Here is a 25,022-nt window from a genome sequence, read left to right on the forward strand (position 1 = left end):
AAGAATTAAACGATCTTTAACTCGTTTTTCCTCTTCTTTTAATCTCTGTGTTCTCTGTGTCTACAGAATTTTTTAATAATGTTTAATTGCCTCTTGATTGAGGGCTGAGTAAGCAAAATGAATAAATACGGAAAAGTAGCGGTCGTGATGGGTGGCACTTCGGCAGAGCGTGAAGTGTCATTAATGAGCGGCAAAGGTGTTCTGGAGGCCCTGCAAGCACGTGGCGTGGATGCGTACGCTTTTGATCCTGCGAGCAAGCCACTTGAAGCATTAAAAACCGAAGGTTTTGATCGTGCTTTTCTGATTTTGCACGGCCCGTTTGGCGAAGATGGCACTTTGCAAGGCGCGCTCGAAGTGATGGGCATACCTTACACGGGTTGTGGTGTATTGGCCTCCGCGCTCGGTATGGATAAGCTGCGTAGCAAACTTATTTGGCAAGCCTTGGGCCTGCCGATTCCGGCATTTGAAATTCTGACTGAAAGCAGCGATTTTGCTGCAATTGAACAAAAACTTGGCCTGCCCTTATTTGTAAAACCAGCATGTGAAGGCTCGAGTATTGGCGTGAGCAAAGTAAAAAATACGGGCGAGCTAGCCGCCGCTTTTACAGAAGCTTACAAATACGACAAGATTGTGATTGCGGAGCAGTTCATTGGTGGGGGAGAATACACCGCTGCTGTACTTGGGGATCAAGTCCTCTCGTTTGTAAAGATTGAGCCTGCTACCGAATTCTACGATTACGAAGCCAAATATATCCGTGATGACACGGTTTACCGTTGTCCTGCGGGTTTGTCAGATGATCTCAATGAACAAATTGCTGGCTACGTCAAGCAAGCCTTCTGGGCGCTTGGCGGCCGTGGTTGGGCGCGTATTGATTTCTTAATGGATGAGGCAGGTAAGCCTTATTTATTAGAAGCCAATACCGCACCGGGTATGACCAGCCATAGCTTATTTCCTATGGCTGCACGAGAAGCGGGATTAAGTTACGAGGATTTAGTTTTGCAAGTATTAAACAGCACGCTGGAATAAGAAATAGTGACGTTATTTAGCCATTTCAGCCTATTGATGCCAGCCATTGCAACGAGGTTCGCCCATGTGGGATAAGCCTCAGCTGTTAATGTGGTTTGCCAATTTGCTGACCGCATTAGCATTGTTGCTTTTGTTTTATGCCGTACTTTTTTTGACCGTGCATTCGCCCTTATTTCCAATTAAGCGAATTAAAGTCGATGGCGATTTAGTCCATGTCACACGCGAGCAATTGCAGTACGTCATTAAGCATGAGTTAACCGGAACATTTTTTACTCTGGATTTAGATAAAACACGGCAAGCCTTTGAAAAGCTACCGTGGGTAAGGCAAGTCACGGTGCGCAGGCACTGGCCAGACCGGGTAGAAGTGCGAATAGAAGAGCACAAAGCGGTAGCGCGCTGGGGCTCGGTGGCTTTACTCAATAGCTATGGTGAGCGTTTTGATGCCGCATCCAATGATCAATTACCGATTCTGGAGGGCCCGGAAGGCACAGAAAAAGTAATGATTGATGGCTTTGCAGAGCTGCATAAAACGCTGCAGCCCTTAGGTAAAAAAGCCACCCATGTTTGGCTTTCTGAACGAAGGGCCTGGCGTTTTGAGCTGGATCATCAGCTGATTATTGAAGTAGGCAGAGATGAAGCCGTCGCTAGAACAGCGCGATTTGTAACGGCCTACCCCAACTCGCTGGCTTTGCTAAAGCAGCCTTTTGAATATGTAGATTTACGTTATCCCAATGGCTTTGCAGTCAGATTGCCAGAGTACAAGCCAGTAGAAAGTAAGCCCGTGGTGAAGCCAGCCGTACCGGCCAAACCTGCAGTAGCAAAACCGGCATAACCATGTCGTTTTTGAAAAATGGTAAGGCGGGTAAAACCTGCCACACACAGAAAATTCAGCGATACGATTTTCATATCAGATCGTTTTTAAAAAGTAAGACATTGAGTAAAGAGGTTGTCAGGTGACCAGAGATAGCAAAAACATCATTGTCGGGCTGGACATTGGCACATCCAAAGTGGTGGCTGTTGTCGCCGAAATCAAAGAAGACGGCGCACTCAATGTGATTGGTCTGGGCTCGGCTGCATCACGCGGTTTGAAACGCGGTGTGGTCGTTGATATTGAAAAAACCGTCGCAGCCATCCAGTCCGCACTGGGCGAAGCCGAGCTGATGGCCGATTGCAAAATCAGCCAGGTCTTTACCGGTATTGCAGGCAGCCACATCAAGAGCATTAACTCCGATGGCATGGTGGCCATTAAGGATAAGGAAGTCACCTCGGCCGATGTAGACCGGGTGATTGAAACAGCCAGCGCAGTCAATATCCCCACCGACCATCAGGTACTGCACATCTTGGCGCAGGAATACATGATAGACGGCCAGGAAGGCGTGAAAGAGCCGATGGGGATGTCGGGTGTGCGTTTACATGTAAACGTACATATCGTTAGCGGGGCCGTAAGTGCGGTGCAAAACATCACCAAATGCGTGCGTCGTTGCGGTTTAGAAATCGAAGAAGTGGTGTTGCAGCCACTGGCGTCCTCTTATTCGGTACTCACTGAAGACGAAAAAGATCTGGGCGTTTGCCTAGTTGATATTGGTGGCGGTACCACCGATCTGGCGATCTTTATTGGCGGTGCAATCCGCCATACCGCGGTGATTCCGATTGCTGGCGACCAAGTGACCAACGATATCGCGATGGCGCTGCGTACGCCGACATCAGAAGCAGAAACGATTAAGTTGCAGCATGGCGTAGCGCTGCGCCATATGAGCGATCCAGCGCAAATGATTGAAGTACCGGGTGTGGGTGAGCGCGGTGCCAGACAAATGAGCCGTCATACCTTGGCGGAAGTCATTGAGCCACGTGTTGAAGAGTTATATGGCTTGGTTCAACAAGAACTTCGCCGCTCTGGTTTTGAAGGCCGCCTATCCAGCGGCATCGTCATCACCGGTGGTGCCGCAATGATGCCTGGCATGGTTGAGCTTGGGGAGGAGATTTTCCATATGCCGCTCCGAATGGGCACACCAAAGTATGTAGGTGGCCTTGCTGAAGTGGTGAAAAATCCACGTTATTCCACCGCCGTGGGTTTGCTATTAATTGCACGTGAACAACTACTAAAGAACCCTGTAAACCGGGGCAAAGATGGCTCTATGGGGGATATTTTTGGTCGTATGAAATCTTGGTTTCAGAATACATTCTGACCTTTCGGGTAAGTGTTAAAAATCGGGTAATGCAAGGAGAGTAATCATGGCTTTAACTTTCGAAGTGCAAGAAGTTGCACATCACGTCAACATTAAAGTGATCGGTGTGGGTGGCGCAGGCTGCAACGCGATCAATAATATGATTGAGCACGCATTGAATGGGGTGCAGTTTATTGCTGCCAACACCGATGCACAGGTGCTGAAATTATCCAAAGCCACCGATGTGGTGCAATTGGGTAGCACGGGCTTTGGCGCGGGTTGCGATCCTGAAGTCGCTCGCGAAGCGGCCGAAGCCGATCGCGAACGCATCGGCGAGCTGATCAGTGGCGCAAATCTGTTGTTTATCACCGCCGGTATGGGTGGCGGTACCGGTACAGGCGCATCCCCTGTGATCGCACAAATTGCCCGTGAAAAAGGCATTTTCACCGTGGGCGTGGTCACCAAGCCCGGCCTTGACGAAGGCTCGCGCCAGAAAGTGGCTCAAGCTGGGATTGACGAGCTTTCACGCGCGGTTGATTCGCTGATTATCGTTTCCAACCAAAAACTGGAAGAAGTACTCGGCGAAGACGTAACCGTCGATGAAGCCTTCCGTGCTGCTGACGATGTACTGCGTAATGCCGTGGCATCGATTGTAGAAATCATCCAGTATCCGGGCTTGATTAACGTTGACTTTGCTGACGTTAAAACCGTGATGCAGGAAAAAGGCATGGCGATGATGGGCTCGGCTTTCGCTGCTGGCGAAAACCGCGCTATCCGCGCAACCGAAGAAGCCATCAGCTGCCCATTGCTGGATAACATCAACTTCAAGGGTGCGCGCGGTGTATTGCTCAATATCAGCGCCAGCCGTGCCAGCCTGAAGAAAAGCGAAATCACCCGCGCACGCGAAATCATCCAATCACACGTTAGCGACGACGCCATGGTTAAACACGGCGTGGTTTACGACGAAACCTTGGGTGAGCAAATCCGCATTACGATTATCGCTACCGGTATGGGCAGTAATGCCAACAAACCACAGCTTTCTGTAGTGCAAACTCCGCAGCTTAAAACCGGCACAGACAACCACTCTGGCGAGCCAGATTGGGGCGCTTACGATTTACCTCCGGGCTTTCGCCCAAGCAATCGCAGCGCACGCACAGGCGGTGATGTAGCAACGGCAACGCGCGGGGCCACATCCAATGTTGATATGGATATTCCGGCATTCTTACGTCGTCAGGCAGATTAAGCATGAAAAACATCCTGTAGGGTGGGCACAACACATCGAGCCCGCTCTACAAGCTGTAAACGATTGTAAGTAGATGGAGATAAAGGCATTGCCTATTGGCAAGATTGCAAAGATCAATCCAGCACACTACCCGGTGCTGGTAAGATTGAGGTCTGTTGATTAACGAGACCAGCATGTTCCAACAACGCACTCTAAAAACGACTATCCGCGCCGTTGGCGTGGGCCTGCATTCTGGCGAGCGGGTTACCCTCGTCTTAAAACCGGCCCCGGTTAATAGTGGGATCGTGTTTCAACGTGTCGATTTGCCCGAGTCGACACCATTTAGAGTGACGCCATCGCTTGTCAACGACACGCGGCTCTCCTCCACGCTCGTCAAAGACGGCGTACGTGTCGGTACGATTGAGCACATCATGTCGGCATTTGCAGGGCTAGGCATCGACAATGTCATTGTTGAAGTTGACGCCCCGGAAATGCCGATCATGGATGGATCGGCAGCGCCTTTTATCTATCTGCTGCAATCAGCAGGTATTGTGGATCAGCAGGCGGCCAAGCAATTTGTCCGCGTGCTGAAACCCATCGAAGTCATCGACGGCGATAAATGGGTTAGATTACTGCCGCATGATGGTTATAAAGTGGCACTCACCATCGACTTTGCCCACCCTGCTTTCAAAAAATCAGCCCAAACGATCAAGCTCGATTTTGCTAACACCAATTATGTAAGCGAAATCGCCCGTGCCCGCACCTTTGGCTTTATCCATGAAGTGGAATACCTGCGCATGAACGGCTTAGCCCGCGGTGGCAGTATGGATAATGCCATTGTGATTGACGAATACCGCGTACTTAACGACGGTGGTTTGCGCTTTGAAGACGAATTTGTACGCCACAAAGTGCTCGATCTGATTGGCGATTTATATATCCTTGGCCGCCCACTCATTGCCGCTTTCGAAGGCTATAAATCGGGTCATGCCATGAATAACAAGCTGCTGCGCGCCCTGCTCGACGACGAATCGTCCTACGAGATTGTCAGCTTTGAAAACCGGGATGACGTGCCCAGCTCATTCCACGATCTGCCTGCCTTAGGAATCTGATGTTTATTGTCTTGCGCCTGCTATTTGTCATCGCCGTCCTGGGCATCGCCTACTGCGCATTCAAATACCAGCGCAGCAAAGACCCCAGCTGGCTACGCATCATTAAATGGATTCTGTATTCCACGCTGGGTTTGCTGGTGATCTTTTTTGTAGGGCTAGTGGTGGAGCGGCTGTGGGTAGGTTAGTGCCGTAGGCTAGGCTTCACCCCCAACCCTATAAAAACTTAAAGGTAAATCGTCGCTTGAATTAGCAGTCTGCATGTGAGGTTTGCCTCACTCAGCGATATATTACGTAACCCAACCTACAAATACCTTCTTTCCCGAGTTTCTCCATGAAGCTCCGTATTCTCTGGCCCCGTGGCTCAAAAATGGGTTTCACACAGCTTAACATCACTCCTCCAAAGCCCTCAGCAGCTCTGCCATTCTGGCGTCTAATTCTTTAAGTTGTACTGCATCAATCGCAGCCAATATCCTGTGCTCATTGGCGACGTGTGCCTCTACCGCTTTATCAATCAACTGAAGCCCTGTGCTACTTAGCTGAACCAACATGCTGCGGGCATCGCTAGTGCTGGGCAGCCGCTCTATCCAGCCACTCGCCTCTAATCCCTTTAGCCTGTGTGTCATCGTGCCAGAAGTAATCATCAGCGATGAAAACAGCGCGGTTGGCGCGAGGCAATAAGGTGCGCCAGATCGCCTGAGTGTCGCCAGCACATCAAACTCCCAGCTTGTCATTCCAAACTCTGCAAAAGTAACGTCCATCTTGCGTTGCAGCAACACTGCACATCGCCTGATACGCCCAATCGGCCCCATCGGGCTTACATCCAGATCGGGGCGCTCTTTATGCCATTGCCCAAGAATGATATCTACCGCATCGGCCTGTTGCGTGCTCATGTACAACTCCATCTATCTTCAATTAAAGATTAATTGCCTTGAAATCAAGACATATGTTATCTTCAATTCAAGGCATTTTGCTAAGCCTGCAGTTTGCCAGATTTCGGCAAGGTAGGTTGGGCTAAAGGTTTATCAGCCCAACAATCACCTGCAGCAATGTATTGGGCCGATAGCCCTATGCCCTTATTTCTATTGAAGGAATCGCAATGAACGCCTCAAAAACCTGGATTGATAGCCTAATCACCGCCTTGGCCCCCGCCATTTGGGGCTCTACCTATATTGTCACCACCCAGCTACTTCCGCCTGATCGGCCCTTTACTGCCGCATTACTGCGCACCTTACCTGCAGGCTTGCTCTTGATTCTATTCAGCCGTGTGCTTCCCCCCAAAGCCATGTGGGGCCGCTTACTCATCCTATCTGCGCTCAATATTGGTGCATTTCAAGCCCTGCTTTTTATTGCCGCATACCGGCTGCCGGGAGGGCTGGCCGCTGTGGTGGGTGCAACGCAGCCCTTAATAATCATGGGGCTGGTATGGATGCTAGAGCGCCGCCAACCTGCACGCCTTGCTCTTTGGGCCAGCCTATTTGGCATTCTGGGCATGGCCGCCCTGCTCTTAGCGCCGGGTGCAAAATGGGATTCAATCGGCATGGCTGCGGCCTTAGCAGGAGCGATCTGCATGGCGCTGGGCACTTATCTGGCAAGGCAATGGAAATCACAAATCCCTTTGCTGGCCTTTACCGGTTGGCAGCTCTTACTCGGCGGCCTGCTCTTGCTACCTGTGGCCTTGATGCTTGATGCGCCTTTGCCTGTGCTCAATACCACGCAAATCCTTGGCTATGCCTATCTGTCTATTGTTGGGGCGTTGATCGCTTATGTACTTTGGTTTCGCGGCATTGCGCGGCTATCCCCTGTTGCCGCTTCGTCTTTAGGCTTACTCAGCCCCATTACAGCGGTGGCACTAGGCTGGATTTTGCTCGGCCAAAACATGACACCATTATCCCTGGCAGGTTTTGTCACCGTACTGGCCAGCGTGCTGGCCGTGCAATGGAGCGTGCTTCGCCAGCCAATGACGCTTTCCTCATTTTTCTCCAAGAAGAGTCCAGCATGAATCTCAACACCTTAATTGAACAACGCAGCTCAACCAGCCACTACGATGCCAGCAAGCGATTAACAGACAGCCAAATTACCGAGCTGATGCGTTTAGCCACCCTTGCCCCATCGGCCTATCATTTTCAAAACTGGAAGCTGATCGCCGTGCGCTCAAGTACAGCCAAGGCACGCTTAAAAGACATTGCTATGGGACAAACTCAGGTTGAGGATGCAGCGGTTACCTTTATTATTTGCGGCACCTTAATGCCACATCAGCAATTAACCACAGCACTTCGCCCATCACTCGATGCAGGGGCTTTAGCCCAGGAAATTGCAGATAGCTGGGTGACCTCTGCCAATGCATCCTACGCAGACAACCCACAGCTGCAACGTGACGAAGCCATACGCTCAGCATCCTTAGCCGCCATGACGCTCATTCTTGCGGCCGAAGGTATGGGCTTATCCACGGGGACAATAGGTGGCTTTGATACACCAGCCATGATTGAAGCATTTGCACTTAATGCCGAGGAAATACCGGTGATTTTGGTGACCGCAGGCTATGCAGCAGCAGAGAAAAGGCCTCAAAAACCACGACGACCACTTAGCGAGGTAGTTGAGCTGGTATAAGTTAGCAGCAACAACTCAGCTGGCCAGCACAATTAGCTAAAATAAGCCCTCGGAGTTTTGCCGGTCCGGCTTTTGAAAAATGCAATAAACGCACTATCACTGGCAAAACCCAAGGCGCTGGCGGTCTCTGATAATTTTCCCTTTTCTGCCAGCATTTCTACGGCACGTAATAAGCGCCATTGCTGCCGCCAATCTTGATAACTCATCCCCGTTTCACGTTGAAATATACGGCTCACGGTTTTTTCACTGGCTCCGATCTGCTGCGCAAACAGATTGAGCGGTAAAGGCAATTGCTCTAAGTTTTCCCACAAACAAGACACACGCCGGTCCAGCGGAAAAACCAGCAATAAAGGCTCTTGCCTGGCCTGATTCATCTCTTCAATACATACAGAGAGCAAATTGGCATAACGCACCTGCTGCCAATCGGTATCAAAATCCGCCATAGCCAGCCGCTCCAGCACGGCTCTTAATAGGGCATTAACCTCGATCACCTTCACTTCACTCGGCAATGCGGGGAACTGGCCTAGATCAAAATAGAGAGAGCGGTAATCCACCACCTGCCGCATTTCTGCCCGATGCTTTATCCCCGGCGGAATCCACGCCGCCCTTGATGAGGGCAATAAACAAAGTAAGCCATCCAAAGAGATGCGAATACACCCCTTCTTCGCAAACAATAATTGCCCCATTTGATGTTGATGCAGGCCCGAATCATGATTGCCCAGCAAAGAAGCAATCCCCACCATGGCAGCCCCAAGCTCGTCAGGGTTAAAAGTATCGTTCGGGGCTAAATAAGCCATATTTGTCCGATTTTAGATATTTATTGTTCTTATCATTGTAATGCGTCATTTGAATTTTTTATAACATCGCAGCAAGTTTAAGAACAAGGAAGAAAAAAATGTCTCGCCCATTTAGTTTAATACTCACCACCCTGCTGATGATGTTTCCGCAAATTGCAGAAACTATCTACAGCCCAGCATTATCAGATATTAGCCACCATTTTGCAGTGAGCCCCGAGCTTGCTGCGCAGACACTCTCTCTCTATTTTTTAGCATTTGCTGTAGGTGTGGTTGTTTGGGGAAGGATGTGTGACATCTATGGCAGACGCCCGACCATGATGGCTGGCCTGCTCATTTATGCCATCGCCTCTTTGATCGCGCTTTGCGTAAGCAACTTTAGTTATGTTTTATTAGCGAGGATGCTCTCTGCCTTTGGCGCGGCAGTTGGTTCTGTGGTCACACAGACCATGCTCAGGGATCTATTTAAAGGTAAGCAACTTGCCCATGTGTTTTCATTAATGGGTATTGCACTAGCAATCAGCCCTGCCATTGGGATGTATAGCGGCTCTCTACTCAGCAGCCATTTTGGATATAAAGGCGTATTTACAGGCTTATTTGCTTTAGCACTCGTATTGCTTATCTGGGCTTTTCTAGCTTTACCAGAGACAAAGCAAGCAAAAGAAATTGCAGCGGCTCCGCTGCTAGCAACAGCAAAGATCATGCTTAAAGATCTGCAAATTTGGCAAGTTGCATTCTTGGTGGCCTCATTCAATATCTGCCTGTTTGTTTATTACAGCTTAGCGCCATTTATATTTGAGCAACTTGGCCTCAGTACCCGTTTATTCGGTTATACAGGGCTGATTTTGGCCTTGGGTGCAGGTGCAGGTTCGCTCTTAAATAAGCAACTGCTCCAGAGTGGAGCCCACTCACCTAAGCTGGTACTGCTGGCATCTGTGCTGACTATCTTAGGCGGCATCGGGGTATTGCTATTACAACACAGCGCCCTCTTTGTCTTGCCTATGCTCTTGGTCGTTACCGGTTTTGGAATCGCTATTCCAAACATTCTTAGCTCAGCGCTACATACCTATAAAGACCGAACCGGCACCGCAGGGGCACTCCTGGGGCTGCTGTATTACATACTGATTGGGTGTGGCTTAATGCTGGCAGGGTGGAGCCAGAACCTGGGCGGAGTAATTTTGATCTGCGGATCACTTGCTACGTTGATATCTATGCAAAGGAGTTCAACTTAGATTTTATTCACGAGCAGCAAAGGCAACCTTGCTGCCCTCTTACTGCATCACCACCCGCCGCATTTTCTGCGCGGTGTAGCTCAGGCTTGCCAGCAGAATCACCACACAAACCAATACGGGAGTGAGCACTTCTGCAGCGCTCAAGGTTTCCCCATTCAGGATCTTGATAATCAGCTGGTTTTGCGCCAGGAGTGGCGTCCAGGAAAACCATACTGGATCTGCCCCCTGTTTTAGCATGCCAATCACCAAAGCCAATGGTGCAAGCAGCATCAGCATAGAGTTTCTGGCCTGCGCTTCCTTATGACTTTTACCATTAATCGCCACGGCGATTTGCAGGGCGGCAATGGCTAGCGCCAACGGGCATAGCACGGCCAAAAACACAAAGGCGTCTTTAATTGAAAATTGAAAAGCAATTTTTAATACTTCGTTTTTAATTAAAAATAGCGATGGGAAAATACTCATTACATTAAAAAACAATACACAAACGGTGAGCGTACCCACCGCCGCCCATTTGCCCAAAGCAAAATGCCAGCTCGATACAGGATTCATCATTAAGGGCTCTAAAGAGCCGCGTTCGCGTTCGCCTGCCGAAGTATCAATCGCCGCATACATGCCCACGCCTAATAGCGTCATGATAAACATAAAGGGCAGCATTTCTTTAAGCCCTGCGCCTTGCTGATTTTGCGCCCGGCTTAAATGGCGCTCTTCTACTTTTAACACGCTGAGTATTTCGGCAGAAACACCACGCAAGCTTAGATTTAAACCTGCCTGCTCCTGCATAAAGCCTTGCAATAAAGCCCTAATTGGCCGCACGCCCATTTGCGTATCTTTATTCGCTAGGTCACTGACAATCTCTACCCTAGGCGCAATCCCTGCTGCATATTGGCTGGCAAAATTTTGCGGCAATAGCAGCACCGGTTCGGTATATTCTTTGCTATGTAATTTATTTGCATAATCTGCCCCTGCAGTTTTAATCTCAAAACCTTGCCGGGCAATATAATTGATTAACTCTGGCGCGTATTGAGCCCCAACGACGCGAATAAAACGCTTCTCATTTTGCTCATCCATTCTGGAATAAGCTTCAGAGCTGATAAATAAAAAAAAGGGCATGCCCATTAAAGAAGACAAAATCACCACCAGCATCGTGCGCTTGTCTCTTAAAGAATCGACCCATTCTTTTTTAAATATTTCCCAAATCATCATGCGCTCATTTCCAGTTTATTTTGCATTTAAAACCCAAGTCTTAAACCACGGAGTTTGGGAGAACACGGAGGGTCACGGAGAAAAACAAAACATAGAATAATTTTCTTCATAAAAATCAGCATGTTAAGACTTTGGTTTCGTGTCTGCGATGAGCACAAAAACGTGCCCACCCTGCATATTTGCTAACTACACAGGAACACAAAAAACAAAGCAGGTACCTATGAAAAACACGAAAGACATAAAAAAACTAATCATTCCTCTTTGTTTTCTCCGTGTAACTCTGTGTCCTCCGTGTTCTCTGTGGTTCAAGATTTGGGTTTTGCTCGCGCACCTAAGTAGTCACCATTTTTGAATGTTTCAAGCAAAGGCCAGTTTCACAAAAGCGTCTTCAAAGTTGCTTTCTGCTGCCTGATCCAATAGCCCAGCTACCGTTCCCTGTGCGACGGTTTCGCCACCCGCCACGATCACCACATGGTCGCAAAGCCGCTCTACTTCTTGCATGATATGGGTCGAGAACAGAATGCATTTGTTGCCGCCGGCAGGCGATTTTAGCCATGCCAAAAACTCGCGTAGCGCTCGGGTAGCCAGCACATCGAGGCCGTTGGTGGGCTCGTCCAGAATGATATTTTGCGGATCGTGCACCAGCGCCCTTGCCAGTGCCGTTTTCATTTTTTCGCCCTGACTAAAGCCCTCGCAGCGCCGCTCCATTAAGGCACGCATATCTAGCGCATCGGCCAGCGCCGTCGCTCGCTCATTAGCCTCATCCCTACTCATGCCGTGCAGCACGCCGTAGTAAGCAATGTTTTCACGGGCGCTCAGCCTTGGATACAAACCCCGCGCATCGGACAACACGCCCATCCGCGCTTGCGTGACCTGCTTGCCTGCTTCAACCTGCACACCATCAACCAACACCCGCCCCGAATCCGCAGGCAGCAACGCGGCAATCATGCGCAACGTGGTGGTCTTACCCGCGCCATTCGCACCCAATAAGCCCGTCACCACACCATCTGCCGCGCTAAAGTGAATATTCTTCACCGCCTGCACCACGCTTTTAGAACGACGCGGCCAGGCGGCCTCACGAACAAATTGCTTAGATAATTGCTCGACAATAATCATGGCGCTATCACAAACATTGAATCATTCCTTTAAGAACCCAAATCTTGAACCACGGAGTTAAAAAGAACATGGAGGATCACGGAGAAAACCTTGAATTGCTTTTCTCCGTGTAACTCTGTGTTCTCTGTGCCCTCCGTGGTTCAAGATTTGGGTTTGGCTTAACCCTTAGGCAAGACCCACACCATAGGCCTTGGGATGGGTTTTACGCAGCTTAGGTCTGTTTTTTGTGCGTCTTCTGCATTTATAAAGCGGTACACCAGATCATCCACGCAGCTCTGCATCAGCATGCCGTGGCCGGATTTGCCCAGCACCACGTGCCTCGCCTTAGCTCCCAACGCTTTGGCGACGTGTGTCGCGTGCTGAGGCGGCGTAACCGGATCAAGCCCGCCACTCAGTAGCAATACAGGCGCAGCGCTTTTAGTCAGGGAATAGAAAGCCTCAGGCACGGTGCCACGTGGCCAATGGGCGCAGACTTTGCGGTAGGTTTCGCTGCGAAAGCGGCCAAAATCATCATCCACAACCGGCAAGCGGCCTGCTTCCTCGGCGCACCATACCGAGTAATGCATGCCTGCAAAAATCTTGCCCGCATTGGGCAAGACGGTCTGCCCGCTAAGCGCCAACAGCGGATTAAACCGCCCTGCCTTGGCCTCTGTAATGGCAAACGGTAGGCCTGCGCTATTCACTGGCGAATACAGCACGGCCGACACCATGCCCAGCACACTGTCGCGGCTAATGGTCACATTGGCTTCGGTATTTAAACGCGGGTGTTTTAAAACGGTGGTTTTAGGTGTGCTCGCCAGCAAATCGCGCCAGCTCTGAGCCAGATTGGGATAAGCGCTTTGGCAACGCGCATCGCTTTTGCAATCGGCAAACAGGCTATCGAGCGCCTTTTGTATATCGCTGCCCGATATAGCGTAATCAGGTGGCAATACACCATCAAGCACCACACGCCGCACCGCTTGCGGATATTGGCGCAAATACTCCAGCCCCACACGTGTGCCATAAGAAACGCCCAACAGATTAATCGCCGGATAGCCCTCGCTTTTGCGTACCGCTTCTAAATCTTGCACAGCAATAGGCGAGCTAAAAAAGCGCAGATCGCCATAGGGGAGTTTTTGCAGCTGAGCCTTGCAGTTTTTAAGCTCAGCAATACCCCAATCAGCATCGGCAATCTTGTTTAAGTCCTGCGTTTCTGGGCACTCCAGCGGTGCAGAGCGCCCCGTGCCACGCTGATCTACAAACACTAAATCACGGCGGCGCTGCAATTTATTTAATGGCCCTTGCGCCCAGCTAGCGATATTAATTGCGCTTTGGCCTGGGCCACCCGCCAGCATAAACACGGGATCGGCGAGTTTATTGCGGTCTTGAGCCCGCAAAACCATATAGTGAATCTGAATTTTTTTGCCGGAAGGCTGATTGGGATTAAGCGGGCGTTCAATCTGCCCGCACTGTACTTCGCTAACAAAGCCATCAATACGGCAAGGCTTAGTTGCCGCATGGGCAGAAAAGCTGAATAAGAGGAGGGCGAAGATTAATACCTGCATCGCTATCTTTCTATTAATAAGATTGGTGCAAGTATAACCTAAGGCTTGCCAAACACGTGACGAGCCGAAACTGAAAAGCCCCTGCGCACATAGTGATCAGGGGCTTAGTATTTTTGCTTGCGGGGACAGGGCTCGAGCCTGTGTAGCCACCAGCGCCAGCCTTAAATCATAAACCTTTCAAGCAGCGGGCAATTTGTCCCACACACGAAATTAAATCCGCAATCGTATCGAGCCGTTTAATACCCAATATGGCATTGCCCCAATTTAGCCTGCTAAATGAGAGCCTCGCTTGCCCCCAAAGCACACCATTAGATTTTATATTTGCCACCCTACTCCCAGACTAGATTCAGCCAATAGCAGTGAGGCTAGGATCTGTTGGCGTTTCATTCACAATTGCGCTGAGCCGCAAAACGGCCATGCACAAGGCATGCGACGCAGGTAATAAAGAGTTATGAACGAGGACCATAACGCAACAAATGGCATGGCAGTGTTCGCTAACGCACAGACCTTACTGAGAGAGTCATACATCCTAAGTCCCATCATCGTGATAAATACTCGCCAAGTAGCCGATGAGGTTGCTGAATTGACAATATCGTCAATGGTGGCCGAAGACACAAGGAATATTGCTATGAACTGGGATATCGCCGCCGGCAACTGGAAGCAATTTAAGGGCAAAGTCAAAGAGCAATGGGAAAACCTAGCCGCTGATCCCCAAGATGTCCTCGCTGGCAAACGAGACACGCTGTCAGGCCAATTACAAGAGCCCTATGGCGTGGGAAAAAACAATGCGGAAGAGCAAATCAAGCGTTTTGAAGCATCGCATCGAGTTTAAAAAGGGTACTTTCCACGATTAAGGGGGGCGCCGTAATGACCTCATCTCAGTGACGCTGCTGATCAACCTTAGGAGCAATTACTGTGAATAAAATTTGCATCACTTTATCAACTTTTTTTATTCCTTTTTCATTATTGTCATTAGCCACTTACGCATCTGACGCCAAGCAAGAAGGTTCCAGCCAATACATGAGCGATAGCTGAATGACGATAAAAGTGAAAGCAGCTCTTTTGGATGAGAAAAACTTAAAAACAGCAGAAATTAAATTTGAAACGCTTAAATGCATTATGCAATTAAGTGGCTTTATCACATCAAATACCAGTAGTGCAAAAGCAGTGCAAGCTGCCCGCACATGGTGAAAGGTGTTAAATCAATCAAAAATGATATGAACATAAAGTGAATTAATAAAATCGAAACCACGAATTCTTAATTCAGACATGGTTTTGATCTTGCTAAATCAAATTGCTAGCAATATTTATTCGATAAATTCTAAGCATTCTCTAATTGCCATTGGCTCGATCGTTTCTATTTTACGTTCGTAGGCTGCAAACCTCGGACTTGTGCAGCTGAACACGCTAGTCGCCTGCCAGCATTAGGCCGCCGACTAGCAAAAAGCATCATAAACGAAAGCAGATTTCGCCGGATTTACAGACCAAAAATGCGTTACTGGTCAAAAAAGCGAGTCAAATGTGTGCCGTTTAGGTGCTTTTACAGCGGCCCGAGGCTTAGCCGAACGAGCTAGCAGCCATGATGGCTTTTTGAAATGCTTGTGTAAAAGGCACCTTTCAAATGGCAAATGGCAACTTATTGGGCAAATTATGGCAAATGGCTTTTAGCTCTTGGCAGCCTTGGCATCAGAGCAATGCCTCTTCTTCAGACCTAGAATTGCCATTGCGCGACGATTTATACAACGCAGACCAAATGGCACAGCATGGCAAATCTTTGGCCCTCATGCATCAATTAGGCGGAACAAATGCCTCTGAAATTTTATTATCCCGCTTGGATGAAAATAAAAAAACACTCATCAATGTATGCAATCTATTAACAGCAGAGCTTGCTAATCAAAGAGAGATTACGCCAGCGGGCGCATGGCTACTCGACAATTTTTATTTAATTGAAGAGCAAATTCATACCGCCAAACACCATTTACCCAAAAACTATTACCGCCAATTGCCTTATCTCAAAGAGGGCCCATCTGCTGGCTGCCCTCGTGTTTATGATTTGGCTTTGGCGACGATTGCGCACAGTGATGGGCGCATTGATATGGAAACATTAGCGCGCTTTATCAGCGCGTATCAAAGCATCAGCCCGCTCAAGCTGGGCGAACTGTGGGCCATCCCGATCATGCTGCGGCTGGCGATTATTGAGAATTTACGCCGCATTAGTGCACGCGTTGCCATTCGAACGAATGAACGTCACCTCGCATGTGCATGGGCAATGGAGATGACCCAAGTTGCAGAAAAAGATCCAAAAAATCTTATTTTGGCAATTGCCGATATGGCACGCTCCAGCCCACCTATGGTTAGCGCCTTTGTGGCCGAGTTGGCTCGTCGCTTACAAGGGCGCGGCACCGCGCTGGCCTTACCACTAACATGGATAGAGCAACATCTAACCGAGTCTGGCCTCTCCATCGAGCATTTAGTTCAGCTAGAAAACCAACAACAAGCCGCCGACCAAGTATCCGTCAGCAATAGTATTGGCAGCTTGCGTATTTTGGGCGCCGTGGATTGGCGAGACTTTGTTGAACAGATGAGCGTGGCAGAACAAATTTTTCGCCAAGACCCTAGCCAGATTTACTCCAAAATGGATTTTGCTACTCGCGATTGTTATCGCCATGTACTGGAAACTTTGGCTAAACAGAGCCATCGCCAAGAAATCGAAGTAGCACAAGCCGCGCTTCATTTAGCGCAAGCTGCAACAGGGCAAAAAGAGGGGGCTAATCATATTGGCTATTTTTTGATTGGCCAAGGCGTGGATGAATTAGAGCAGGCCATCAATATCCCTTCCTTTTACCTCAAAAAATGGAAAAAACGCATCACCCGCTCACCATTAAGCACCTACTTGCTGGGTGCTGCTCTGATCACGGCCTTATTTTCACTACTGATTTTGCAATCCATTGTGAGTGCTTATACATCGCTAGGTTTAGTGTTATTGATGGGTGTTTTAGTGGCTTTGGCTGCAAGCCAAAGTGCTATTTCCCTTGTGAATTGGTTGGTAACGCTGTGGGTAGCCCCCCATGCTTTGCCCAGAATGAACTTTTCACAGGGTGTACCGCAAAGCGCTTGCACCCTCGTTATCGTGCCAACGATGCTGGTGCACGTCGATGATATAGAAGATTTAATTGAATCAATCGAAGTGGCTTTCCTAGCCAATCGGGATAAGCATATTTACTTTGGGCTACTCACCGATTTTAGCGATTCAGCACAGCAAAATCAGCCTGAAGATGCCGCTTTACAGCAATTGGCACAACAAAGAATTAATCAGCTAAATCAGAAATATGCCGCAGATACGGCGAGTGCTGAAGGAGCACATTTTTATTTATTCCATCGTGCACGCAGCTGGAATAAAAGTGAAAAAACTTGGATGGGCTATGAGCGTAAACGCGGCAAATTAGCCTGCTTGAACGCCTTATTACGCGCTAACTCCCCAAAAATTGATGTGGCCGCTTATGGTTTTTCGCAAGTTGAAGGCGAATTACGCCATTTAGGGCAAGTGAAGTATGTCATTACCCTAGATACGGATACACAGCTGCCACGGGATGCCGCAAAAAAACTGATCGCCACGATGGAGCATCCGCTTAATCGCGCAGTTTATGATGCAAAAAAACAGCGGGTGGTCAGTGGGTATGGCATTTTACAGCCGCGCATTGCGCTCAATTTAAACGCGAGTAATCGTTCACGCTATGCACGCTTGTTAGGCGGGATGGTGGGCATTGATCCCTATACCCGAGCCGTTTCGGATGTTTATCAAGATGCTTTTGGCGAAGGCTCTTATATTGGCAAAGGCATTTATGATCTTGATGCTTTTGAATTGGCGCTGACAAAACGGCTCCCCGACAATTGCATTCTAAGCCATGACCTACTGGAAGGATGTTATGCCCGTTCTGGCCTAGTGAGTGATGTTGATTTCTATGAAGATTACCCAGTCACTTATCGTGCTGATATTTCTAGGCGCTATCGCTGGCTGCGAGGCGATTGGCAACTTGTAGGCTGGCTGCTATCAACAACACCCCATTTAAGCGCTTTAGCGGGTGTTACGCGCGCGCCTAATCCATTGTCCATGCTGTCGCAGTGGAAGCTCATCGATAATCTGCGCCGCAGTCTGGTTCCTATTGCGCTGACCTTAGCCTTTATCTTTGCTTGGCTTTTGTCACCATCGCTATGGCTCTCAAGCGTGGTGCTACTCGGCGTTATCTGCAGCGCAACCATCATCACTACGCTGCACTCCTTGCTGAAAAAGCCCGCGGAAATGAGCTTGAGCTTGCATATTCGGGAGCTTGCAAAAGCCTTATGGCAAAGACTGGGTTTATTAGTTTTTGAACTGGCCTTATTGCCTTTTGAAGCCAAGCAAAGCCTAAGTGCCATTGGTATAACCATCTGGCGCATGAAAGTGAGCCATACTCATTTATTAGAATGGCGCTCTTCACAAGAAACCCAAAGGGACAGCAAAGAGGGCCAAGCGCATCAGTTGGGTATTTACTGCTCACTGATGTGGGCCGGTCCTGCGCTGGCATTGATACTCGGTATGACTCTTGCCAAGTTTAAAGCCGAATCTTTATTAGTGGCTTGGCCCATCCTGCTGCTTTGGCTTATTTCACCCGCAATTGCCTGGTGGATCAGCTTGCCGCAATCCCCCCAGAAAAGTGCTCTATCTGATGATCAGTTGCAGTTTCTAGGTGCACTATCGCGGCGAACTTGGGCCTTTTTTGAGCGTTTTGTTAGCGCTGATGATCATTACTTGCCGCCAGATAATTACCAGCCATACCGTCAGGACACGATTGCTCATCGTACATCACCAACCAATATGGGGCTTGCGCTCTTAGCCAATTTATCGGCCTACGACTTTGCGTATTTGCCGCTCGAAGGATTATTAGTCCGCACCGAAAACACCCTCAAAACGATGAGCCGCTTAGCCCAGTATCAAGGGCATTTTTATAACTGGTACGATACTCAGACTCTGGAAATACTGACGCCTGCTTATATATCAACGGTTGATAGTGGAAATCTAGCCGGGCATTTATTAACACTGAAAGCCGGCTTGCTATTACTGAAAGATGATTGCCTCATCTCGCCGCGTGTCTTTACTGGGCTCAGTGATGTGCTAAGCGTTATCGAGCAAGATTTCGCGCCACAAATTGCGCCTGCTGAAGTCAAAGCATTACGCCAAACACTGCAATTAGTTCTAGCTCAATCCCCCCCAATGCTCAGTCAGCTAAGACAATCATTGCTTGAATTGCAGCGTGGAGGTATTGCCCTAGTGGCAGCACTTGAATCCAAAGAAGCTGAGACAGAGGAAATCGGCGCATGGTGGGCACAAAAATTTGTACAGCAAGCAGACGCTGCGCTTGAAGCTTTAAACTTTATTGCGCCGTGGCTCAGTTTAAGGGCTAGCCCTGAGTCCCTTACACGCTTGAATTCGGCCACTGAAAATCTGACTTTACATGAACTCGCTCAGCTGACTAATGTAGAAGCAAGTGGCCTAACAGGCGGCACCCATACTCAATCTGAATGGATGCCATTACAACGAGCAATTCATGTCGGCGCTAGCCGTGCAAAAGCAATGCTAGATAAGGCGATACGATTGGCATTGCAGGCCGAGCAATTGACGCAAATGGAATACGACTTTTTATTCGATCCCACTCGAAATTTACTTAGCATTGGTTATAACGTCACCGAGCAAAAAGTTGACTCTGGTTGCTATGATTTACTCGCATCCGAAGCGCGCCTTTGTTGTTTTGTGGCTATTGCGCAAGGCCAAATACCGCAAGAAAGCTGGTTTGCATTGGGACGTTTGCTCACCAACTCTGGTGGTGAAAGCGTTTTGATGTCGTGGACAGGCTCAATGTTTGAGTATTTGATGCCCCTGCTGGTGATGCCTAGCTATGAAAACACACTATTAGAGCAAACCTGCCGTGTTGCCGTTGAGCGTCAAATTACATATGGCGCTCAAATGCGGGTCGCTTGGGGTATTTCAGAATCGGGATACAACGCCGTTGATGTCCATCAAAACTATCAATACCGTGCTTTTGGAGTGCCTGGTTTAGGCTTAAAACGAGGGCTTGCAGAAGATTTAGTGATTGCACCCTATGCCTCAGTCATGGCCTTGATGGTCATACCTGAAAAAGCATGTTTGAATTTGATGCGTCTTGCGGATGAGAAACTACTAGGGCAATTCGGTTTATTTGAAGCGGTTGACTACACGCCTGTCCGCCAGCGCCGCTTACAAACATCGGCCATTGTCTACGCCTATATGGCTCATCACCAAGGGATGAGTTTGTTGGCGCTTACTTATCTATTACTTGATCGCCCCATGCAGCGGCGATTTGAATCTGATCGTTTATTTCAGTCTGTGCTGCTTTTACTCCAGGAGCGCATTCCTGTTTCATCCTCTGTTTACTCGCACACGGAGGAGCGCCCGGATATCAGCGATTTATCTTTACGGGCCACAACCCCAATTCGAACGTTTGATAGCCCCGACACCCAAAGCCCAGAAGTGCAGTTGCTATCGAATGGTCGCTACCACGTCATGGTTAACAATGCCGGTAGCGGTTATAGCCGCTGGAAAGACATGGCGATGACCCGTTGGCATGAAGATAGTAGCAGCGATCGCTGGGGTACTTTTTGCTATGTCAGAGACCAAACAAGTGGCGAGTTTTGGTCAAATAGCTCGCAACCCTGCAACAAATCTGCAGAAAGTTTCGAAGCGACGTTCACAGAAGGGCGTGCCGAATTTCGGCGCACAGATGCCCTCAATTCAAGCGAGGCTAGGTTTGAAACGCAGACAGAAATTGTTGTTTCGCCTGAAGACGATATCGAGCTGCGGCGCATCCGTATCACCAATCGCTCCAAACAAGCTCGCCTCATTGACGTAACCAGTTATGCCGAAGTGGTTATTGCACCTGCGGCAGCAGATGCATTGCATCCCGCATTTAGTAATTTATTTGTTCAAACCGAAATATTGCCCGAGCAGCGCGCCATTTTATGCACCAGGCGTCCGCGCTCGCCAACAGAAGCTGCGCCATGTTTATTACATCTGATGATTGTGCACGGTGGCGAGGTCAGTGCAGCGTCTTACGAAACAGATCGATTACGTTTCATTGGCCGCACGAACACCAGCGCTAATCCGCAAGCGATGCAGCAATGGTCTGAATTATCTGGAACACAAGGTTCGGTGCTAGATCCCATTGTGGCGATTCGCTATCGCATTAAGCTGGCACCAGGACAATCGAGTATGCTCAGTATGATTACGGGTGACGCCGATCATCGTGAAGCGGCATTAGGCTTAATTAATAAATATCAGGATTACTATTCAGCGGATCGCGTGTTTGACATGGCTTGGACACATAGCCATGTGGTACTCAGGCAGCTCAATGCCAACGAGGCCGACTCACAACTGTATGCGCAACTTGCAGGAGCAGTCATTTACGCACAGAGCGCTTTACGCGCGGATAAAGCAGAATTAATCAAAAATCGCCGGGGACAATCTGGTTTGTGGGGATATGCTATTTCAGGCGATTTGCCCATCGTGCTATTACAAATAAGCGCTGCTGAAAACATCGAGCTGGTACAGCAATTAATACAAGCGCATGCCTATTGGCGCTTGAAAGGGCTGACTGTCGACTTGGTCATTTGGAATGAAGACCATGCAGGGTATAGACAGCGCTTGCAGGAACAAATCCTCGGTTTAATCGCCTCAGGCATTGAGGCCAGTGTGCTTGATCGGCCAGGCGGTATTTTTGTTCGATCTGCAGAGCATATTTCAAGTGAAGACAGGCTGCTGTTTCAATCGGTCGCTCGTGTTGTGCTCATAGACAGCAAAGGTACTTTGGAGGAGCAACTCACAGAGCTAGGACCGCTGGCATTAAAAATGCCCAAGTTAATTGCAGACAAAATCAATGCGCCACCCGCTGCACGCCTTAATCTGCCTGCCAATCCGAAACAAAATCGATTATTTGACAATGGCGTTGGTGGCTTTTCACAAGATGGCCGCGAATATGTCATCGAATTAAAACCAGAGCAAGTCACGCCAGCCCCTTGGGTGAATATTTTAGCCAATCCTCACTTTGGGAGTGTTATTTCAGAGAGCGGCTCAGCTTATACCTGGAGCGAAAACGCACACGAATATCGGCTTACCCCCTGGAGTAATGACCCCGTTAGCGATAGCAGCGGTGAAGCGATTTATTTGCGCGATGAAGAAACGGGCCATGTTTGGTCGCCCACGCCACTACCTTGCAAGCGCGAAAGCGATTACACGATTCGGCACGGCTTTGGGTATAGCGTGTTTGAGACGCAAGTAGCTGGGGTTCGTTCGCAAATGTGGGTTTACGTTGCGCTCGATGCACCCATTAAATTTATCGTGCTTAAAGTTAGCAATGACACACTCAAACCCAAACAGCTATCTGCAACGGCATATATGGAGTGGGTATTGGGTGACTTACGCAGCAAATCTGCGATGCATATTCACAGCTCGATTGATCCGCATTGCGGCGCCTTATGCGCTCGAAACCCTTACAGCACTGAGTTTTCAGATCGAATCGCTTTTTTAGATTGCGATAATGTTAATCGTTTTGTGACAGGCGATAGAACTGAATTTCTTGGCCGAAATGGCTCCTTAAAAAACCCGGCGGCACTGCAACGGACTCGATTATCTGGCAAAACAGGGGCGGGTTTTGATCCTTGTGGCGCGATGCAAACGCATTTTGAGCTGGCAGCGGGGCAAGAAAAAGAAATCGTCTTTAGGCTAGGGCTTGGGAAATCAGAAGAAGAAGTCAATCAATTGCTCGCGCGGTTTCGCGGGGTTTTAGCGGCCAAAGAGGCTTTGCTGGCCGTGCAAGACTATTGGCAAAAAACATTAACGACGGTTCAGGTGCATACACCCGATCAAGCGCTTAATCTTTTAGCCAATGGTTGGTTAATGTATCAAACCCTAGCATGCCGAATTTGGGCGCGCAGCGGTGCTTATCAATCAGGCGGTGCATTTGGGTTTCGTGACCAATTGCAAGATGTCATGGCATTAGTTCATGCCGAGCCAGCCACCGTTCGAGCGCATTTATTGCTTTGCGCTAGCCGACAATTCAAAGAAGGAGATGTACAGCATTGGTGGCACCCGCCATTAGGCCGTGGGGTAAGAACGCGTTGCTCTGATGATTATTTGTGGCTGGCACTGGCCGTATGCCGTTATGTTGAAAGTAGCGCAGATTTGGCCGTTTTAGCGACCGAAATTCATTTCTTGGATGGACGCTTATTGCATCCAGATGAAGAATCGTATTTCGATTTATCAAGCCCTTCAGAACAACAAGCAACGCTGTATCAGCATTGTGTATTGGCGATCGAGCACGGTTTGCGGTTTGGTGAACACGGCTTGCCTTTGATGGGTTCCGGTGACTGGAACGACGGCATGAATCTGGTCGGCATTGAAGGCAAAGGGGAAAGCATCTGGCTAGGATTCTTCCTGTGCGAAGTGTTGCGGCAATTTAGTAAAATCGCCACAGCCTATGGAGATGCCCCTTTTGCTTTGCGATGCGATGAGCAATATACCAAGCTCCATCAAAACCTAGAGGCTCATGGCTGGGATGGTGAATGGTATCGCCGCGCCTACTTTGACGATGGCACGCCATTGGGCAGCCATACGGCAGACGAATGCAAAATTGATTCAATTGCACAAAGTTGGTCTGTGCTCAGTGGCGCTTACGATGCAAATCGCTCACGAATCGCGATGGCGGCGCTAGATACTCACCTTGTATGTAGTGACATCGGCGTGATTAAGCTGCTCGATCCCCCCTTCAATAGTGGCGAACACAATCCGGGGTATATCCGTGGCTATGTACCGGGTGTGCGGGAAAATGGCGGCCAATACACACATGGTGCAATCTGGGCGGCGATGGCGTTTGCCGAGTTAGGAGAGCGAGATCAAGCCTGGAAGCTACTCAATATTATTAATCCGATTCTTCATGCCACTACACCCGCTGAGGCAAACCGATACAAAGTAGAGCCTTATGTGGTTGCGGCTGATGTATATGCACTGCCAAACGATCAAGGCCGAGGCGGTTGGAGCTGGTACACAGGCTCGGCAGGTTGGCTATATCGTTTGATCACTGAATCACTGCTAGGAATAAAGCTTGAAGGCAATCGGCTTACGCTACAGCCTTGCTTACCGGCTGACTGGCCAAAGATCACCATTGATTACCGCTACATTAATACGGTGTATCACCTACACATCACCCAAACACCCGTTTCGTCTTTGCATGATTCTGAAGTGATCACTTTAAGCATTGATGGGGTTTTACAGGAGGAGGCGGTGATAAGCTTAGTTGATGATCAGCAGCCACATTTATGTGAATTCTCAATCACGATTGATCAAGGTATTACCAAGATTCAACCGCCCCACAATTAAACAAGGCAGGCGATTATTGGGGGATAGAGGGCAGCAAATACGGCTTGATAACTCAGTGCTGCTTAGCGGCGGGTGGGCTTGGCCCATCTGCCGCCCAACCCCAGCGATTTCGCACTTTTAAGGTCTGCAGTCGACTCATTCACAATGACGCTGAGCGAGGAAAAGCCCCGGGCAGCGAGCTGAGCTCAATGTGCGTATCAAGGGGTTAGGTAATGATGAAGAAGCGATCATTACTGGGCGTAGAGGGAGGTGATGCGGGGTTTAACGCGAAGGGGATTTTAGCAGCTTGCGCTAAAGCAGCTTGTAAGTCAGTTGCTAAGAAGTGCTGCGTTTACAAACGACTGGTCGGCACAAATTGTGCCTAAATTAGGCCTACTCAAGCAAAGACGCACACAAGCGCCAAGCGGGAGGAAGAGATCAGAACTTGCGCGATAAGCACAAGTAAATGCAATTTAGCGGCCTTTGACGCGTTGCAGCACGTCAATGTCATCTCGGTTTTCGATGACCTAACCTTTTTACACAAACTACACATCTGATCTCATCACTATTGAAATTAGCCT

At 49.0% G+C, this 25,022-nt stretch carries 16 protein-coding genes; 11 read left to right on the top strand and 5 right to left on the bottom strand.

Annotated elements, in window-relative coordinates:
* Positions 1-117 precede the first annotated feature (117 nt).
* From VN23_RS16225 to VN23_RS16250, 6 genes are all read left to right on the top strand, one after another.
* On the top strand, positions 118-1,026 hold the full coding sequence (locus tag VN23_RS16225) for a D-alanine--D-alanine ligase (RefSeq protein WP_046352526.1): 909 nt from the start codon (positions 118-120) through the stop codon (positions 1,024-1,026).
* A 64-nt stretch (positions 1,027-1,090) separates the two neighbouring features.
* Entirely contained in the window at positions 1,091-1,858 is a 768-nt protein-coding gene (locus VN23_RS16230; protein ID WP_046352525.1) for a cell division protein FtsQ/DivIB, read from the top strand.
* A 121-nt stretch (positions 1,859-1,979) separates the two neighbouring features.
* Complete coding sequence (gene ftsA, locus VN23_RS16235; protein ID WP_046352524.1) at positions 1,980-3,212, top strand: cell division protein FtsA; 1,233 nt, start codon at positions 1,980-1,982, stop codon at positions 3,210-3,212.
* A gap of 46 nt (positions 3,213-3,258) precedes the next feature.
* Entirely contained in the window at positions 3,259-4,434 is a 1,176-nt protein-coding gene (ftsZ, locus tag VN23_RS16240) for a cell division protein FtsZ (RefSeq protein ID WP_046352523.1), read from the top strand.
* 173 nt (positions 4,435-4,607) lie between these two features.
* Positions 4,608-5,522, top strand: coding sequence for a UDP-3-O-acyl-N-acetylglucosamine deacetylase (gene lpxC, locus VN23_RS16245; RefSeq protein WP_046352522.1), 915 nt, complete (start codon positions 4,608-4,610; stop codon positions 5,520-5,522).
* Entirely contained in the window at positions 5,522-5,707 is a 186-nt protein-coding gene (locus tag VN23_RS16250; RefSeq protein ID WP_046352521.1) for a hypothetical protein, read from the top strand. The genes lpxC and VN23_RS16250 overlap by 1 nt, the downstream gene beginning before the upstream one ends.
* A gap of 204 nt (positions 5,708-5,911) precedes the next feature.
* Here VN23_RS16250 and VN23_RS16255 read toward each other — a convergent pair whose 3' ends face one another.
* Entirely contained in the window at positions 5,912-6,412 is a 501-nt protein-coding gene (locus tag VN23_RS16255; RefSeq protein WP_046352520.1) for a MarR family winged helix-turn-helix transcriptional regulator, read from the bottom strand.
* Between the two features lie 206 nt (positions 6,413-6,618).
* On the opposite strand from VN23_RS16255, the gene VN23_RS16260 reads away from it, so the two are divergent.
* Together VN23_RS16260 and VN23_RS16265 are read left to right on the top strand one after the other, a co-directional pair.
* A complete protein-coding gene (locus tag VN23_RS16260; RefSeq protein ID WP_046352519.1) occupies positions 6,619-7,521 on the top strand; it encodes an EamA family transporter in 903 nt (300 codons plus the stop codon).
* Positions 7,518-8,129: a nitroreductase family protein gene (locus VN23_RS16265; RefSeq protein WP_046352518.1), complete on the top strand. Its 612-nt coding sequence runs from the start codon at positions 7,518-7,520 to the stop codon at positions 8,127-8,129. Before VN23_RS16260 ends, VN23_RS16265 begins: the two co-directional genes overlap by 4 nt.
* A gap of 32 nt (positions 8,130-8,161) precedes the next feature.
* On the opposite strand, the gene VN23_RS16270 is transcribed toward VN23_RS16265, so the two are convergent.
* Positions 8,162-8,926, bottom strand: a complete 765-nt coding sequence (locus VN23_RS16270) for an AraC family transcriptional regulator (protein WP_046352517.1) — start codon at positions 8,924-8,926, stop codon at positions 8,162-8,164.
* Positions 8,927-9,024: 98 nt separating this feature from the next.
* On the opposite strand from VN23_RS16270, the gene VN23_RS16275 reads away from it, so the two are divergent.
* Positions 9,025-10,155: a multidrug effflux MFS transporter gene (locus tag VN23_RS16275; RefSeq protein WP_046352516.1), complete on the top strand. Its 1,131-nt coding sequence runs from the start codon at positions 9,025-9,027 to the stop codon at positions 10,153-10,155.
* A gap of 39 nt (positions 10,156-10,194) precedes the next feature.
* Here the strand turns inward: VN23_RS16275 and VN23_RS16280 are convergent, their stop codons facing one another.
* The 3 genes from VN23_RS16280 to VN23_RS16290 form a co-directional block, all read right to left on the bottom strand.
* A complete protein-coding gene (locus VN23_RS16280) occupies positions 10,195-11,358 on the bottom strand; it encodes an ABC transporter permease (RefSeq protein ID WP_046352515.1) in 1,164 nt (387 codons plus the stop codon).
* Positions 11,359-11,715: 357 nt separating this feature from the next.
* Positions 11,716-12,474, bottom strand: a complete 759-nt coding sequence (locus tag VN23_RS16285; protein WP_046352514.1) for an ABC transporter ATP-binding protein — start codon at positions 12,472-12,474, stop codon at positions 11,716-11,718.
* A 158-nt stretch (positions 12,475-12,632) separates the two neighbouring features.
* Entirely contained in the window at positions 12,633-14,018 is a 1,386-nt protein-coding gene (locus VN23_RS16290; protein ID WP_046352513.1) for an alpha/beta hydrolase, read from the bottom strand.
* A 628-nt stretch (positions 14,019-14,646) separates the two neighbouring features.
* Between VN23_RS16290 and VN23_RS16295 the strand changes: the two genes are divergently transcribed.
* Positions 14,647-14,850 (top strand): CsbD family protein, encoded by a 204-nt coding sequence (locus VN23_RS16295; RefSeq protein WP_046352639.1) that lies wholly within the window; start codon positions 14,647-14,649, stop codon positions 14,848-14,850.
* Between the two features lie 789 nt (positions 14,851-15,639).
* The gene (locus tag VN23_RS16300) at positions 15,640-24,462 is read left to right on the top strand and encodes a GH36-type glycosyl hydrolase domain-containing protein (RefSeq protein ID WP_082752808.1); all 8,823 of its coding nucleotides are present in this window, start codon (positions 15,640-15,642) and stop codon (positions 24,460-24,462) included.
* The last annotated feature ends 560 nt before the right edge of the window (positions 24,463-25,022 follow it).

The sequence above is a fragment of the Janthinobacterium sp. B9-8 genome (genome assembly GCF_000969645.2).
Taxonomy (GTDB): domain Bacteria; phylum Pseudomonadota; class Gammaproteobacteria; order Burkholderiales; family Chitinibacteraceae; genus Iodobacter.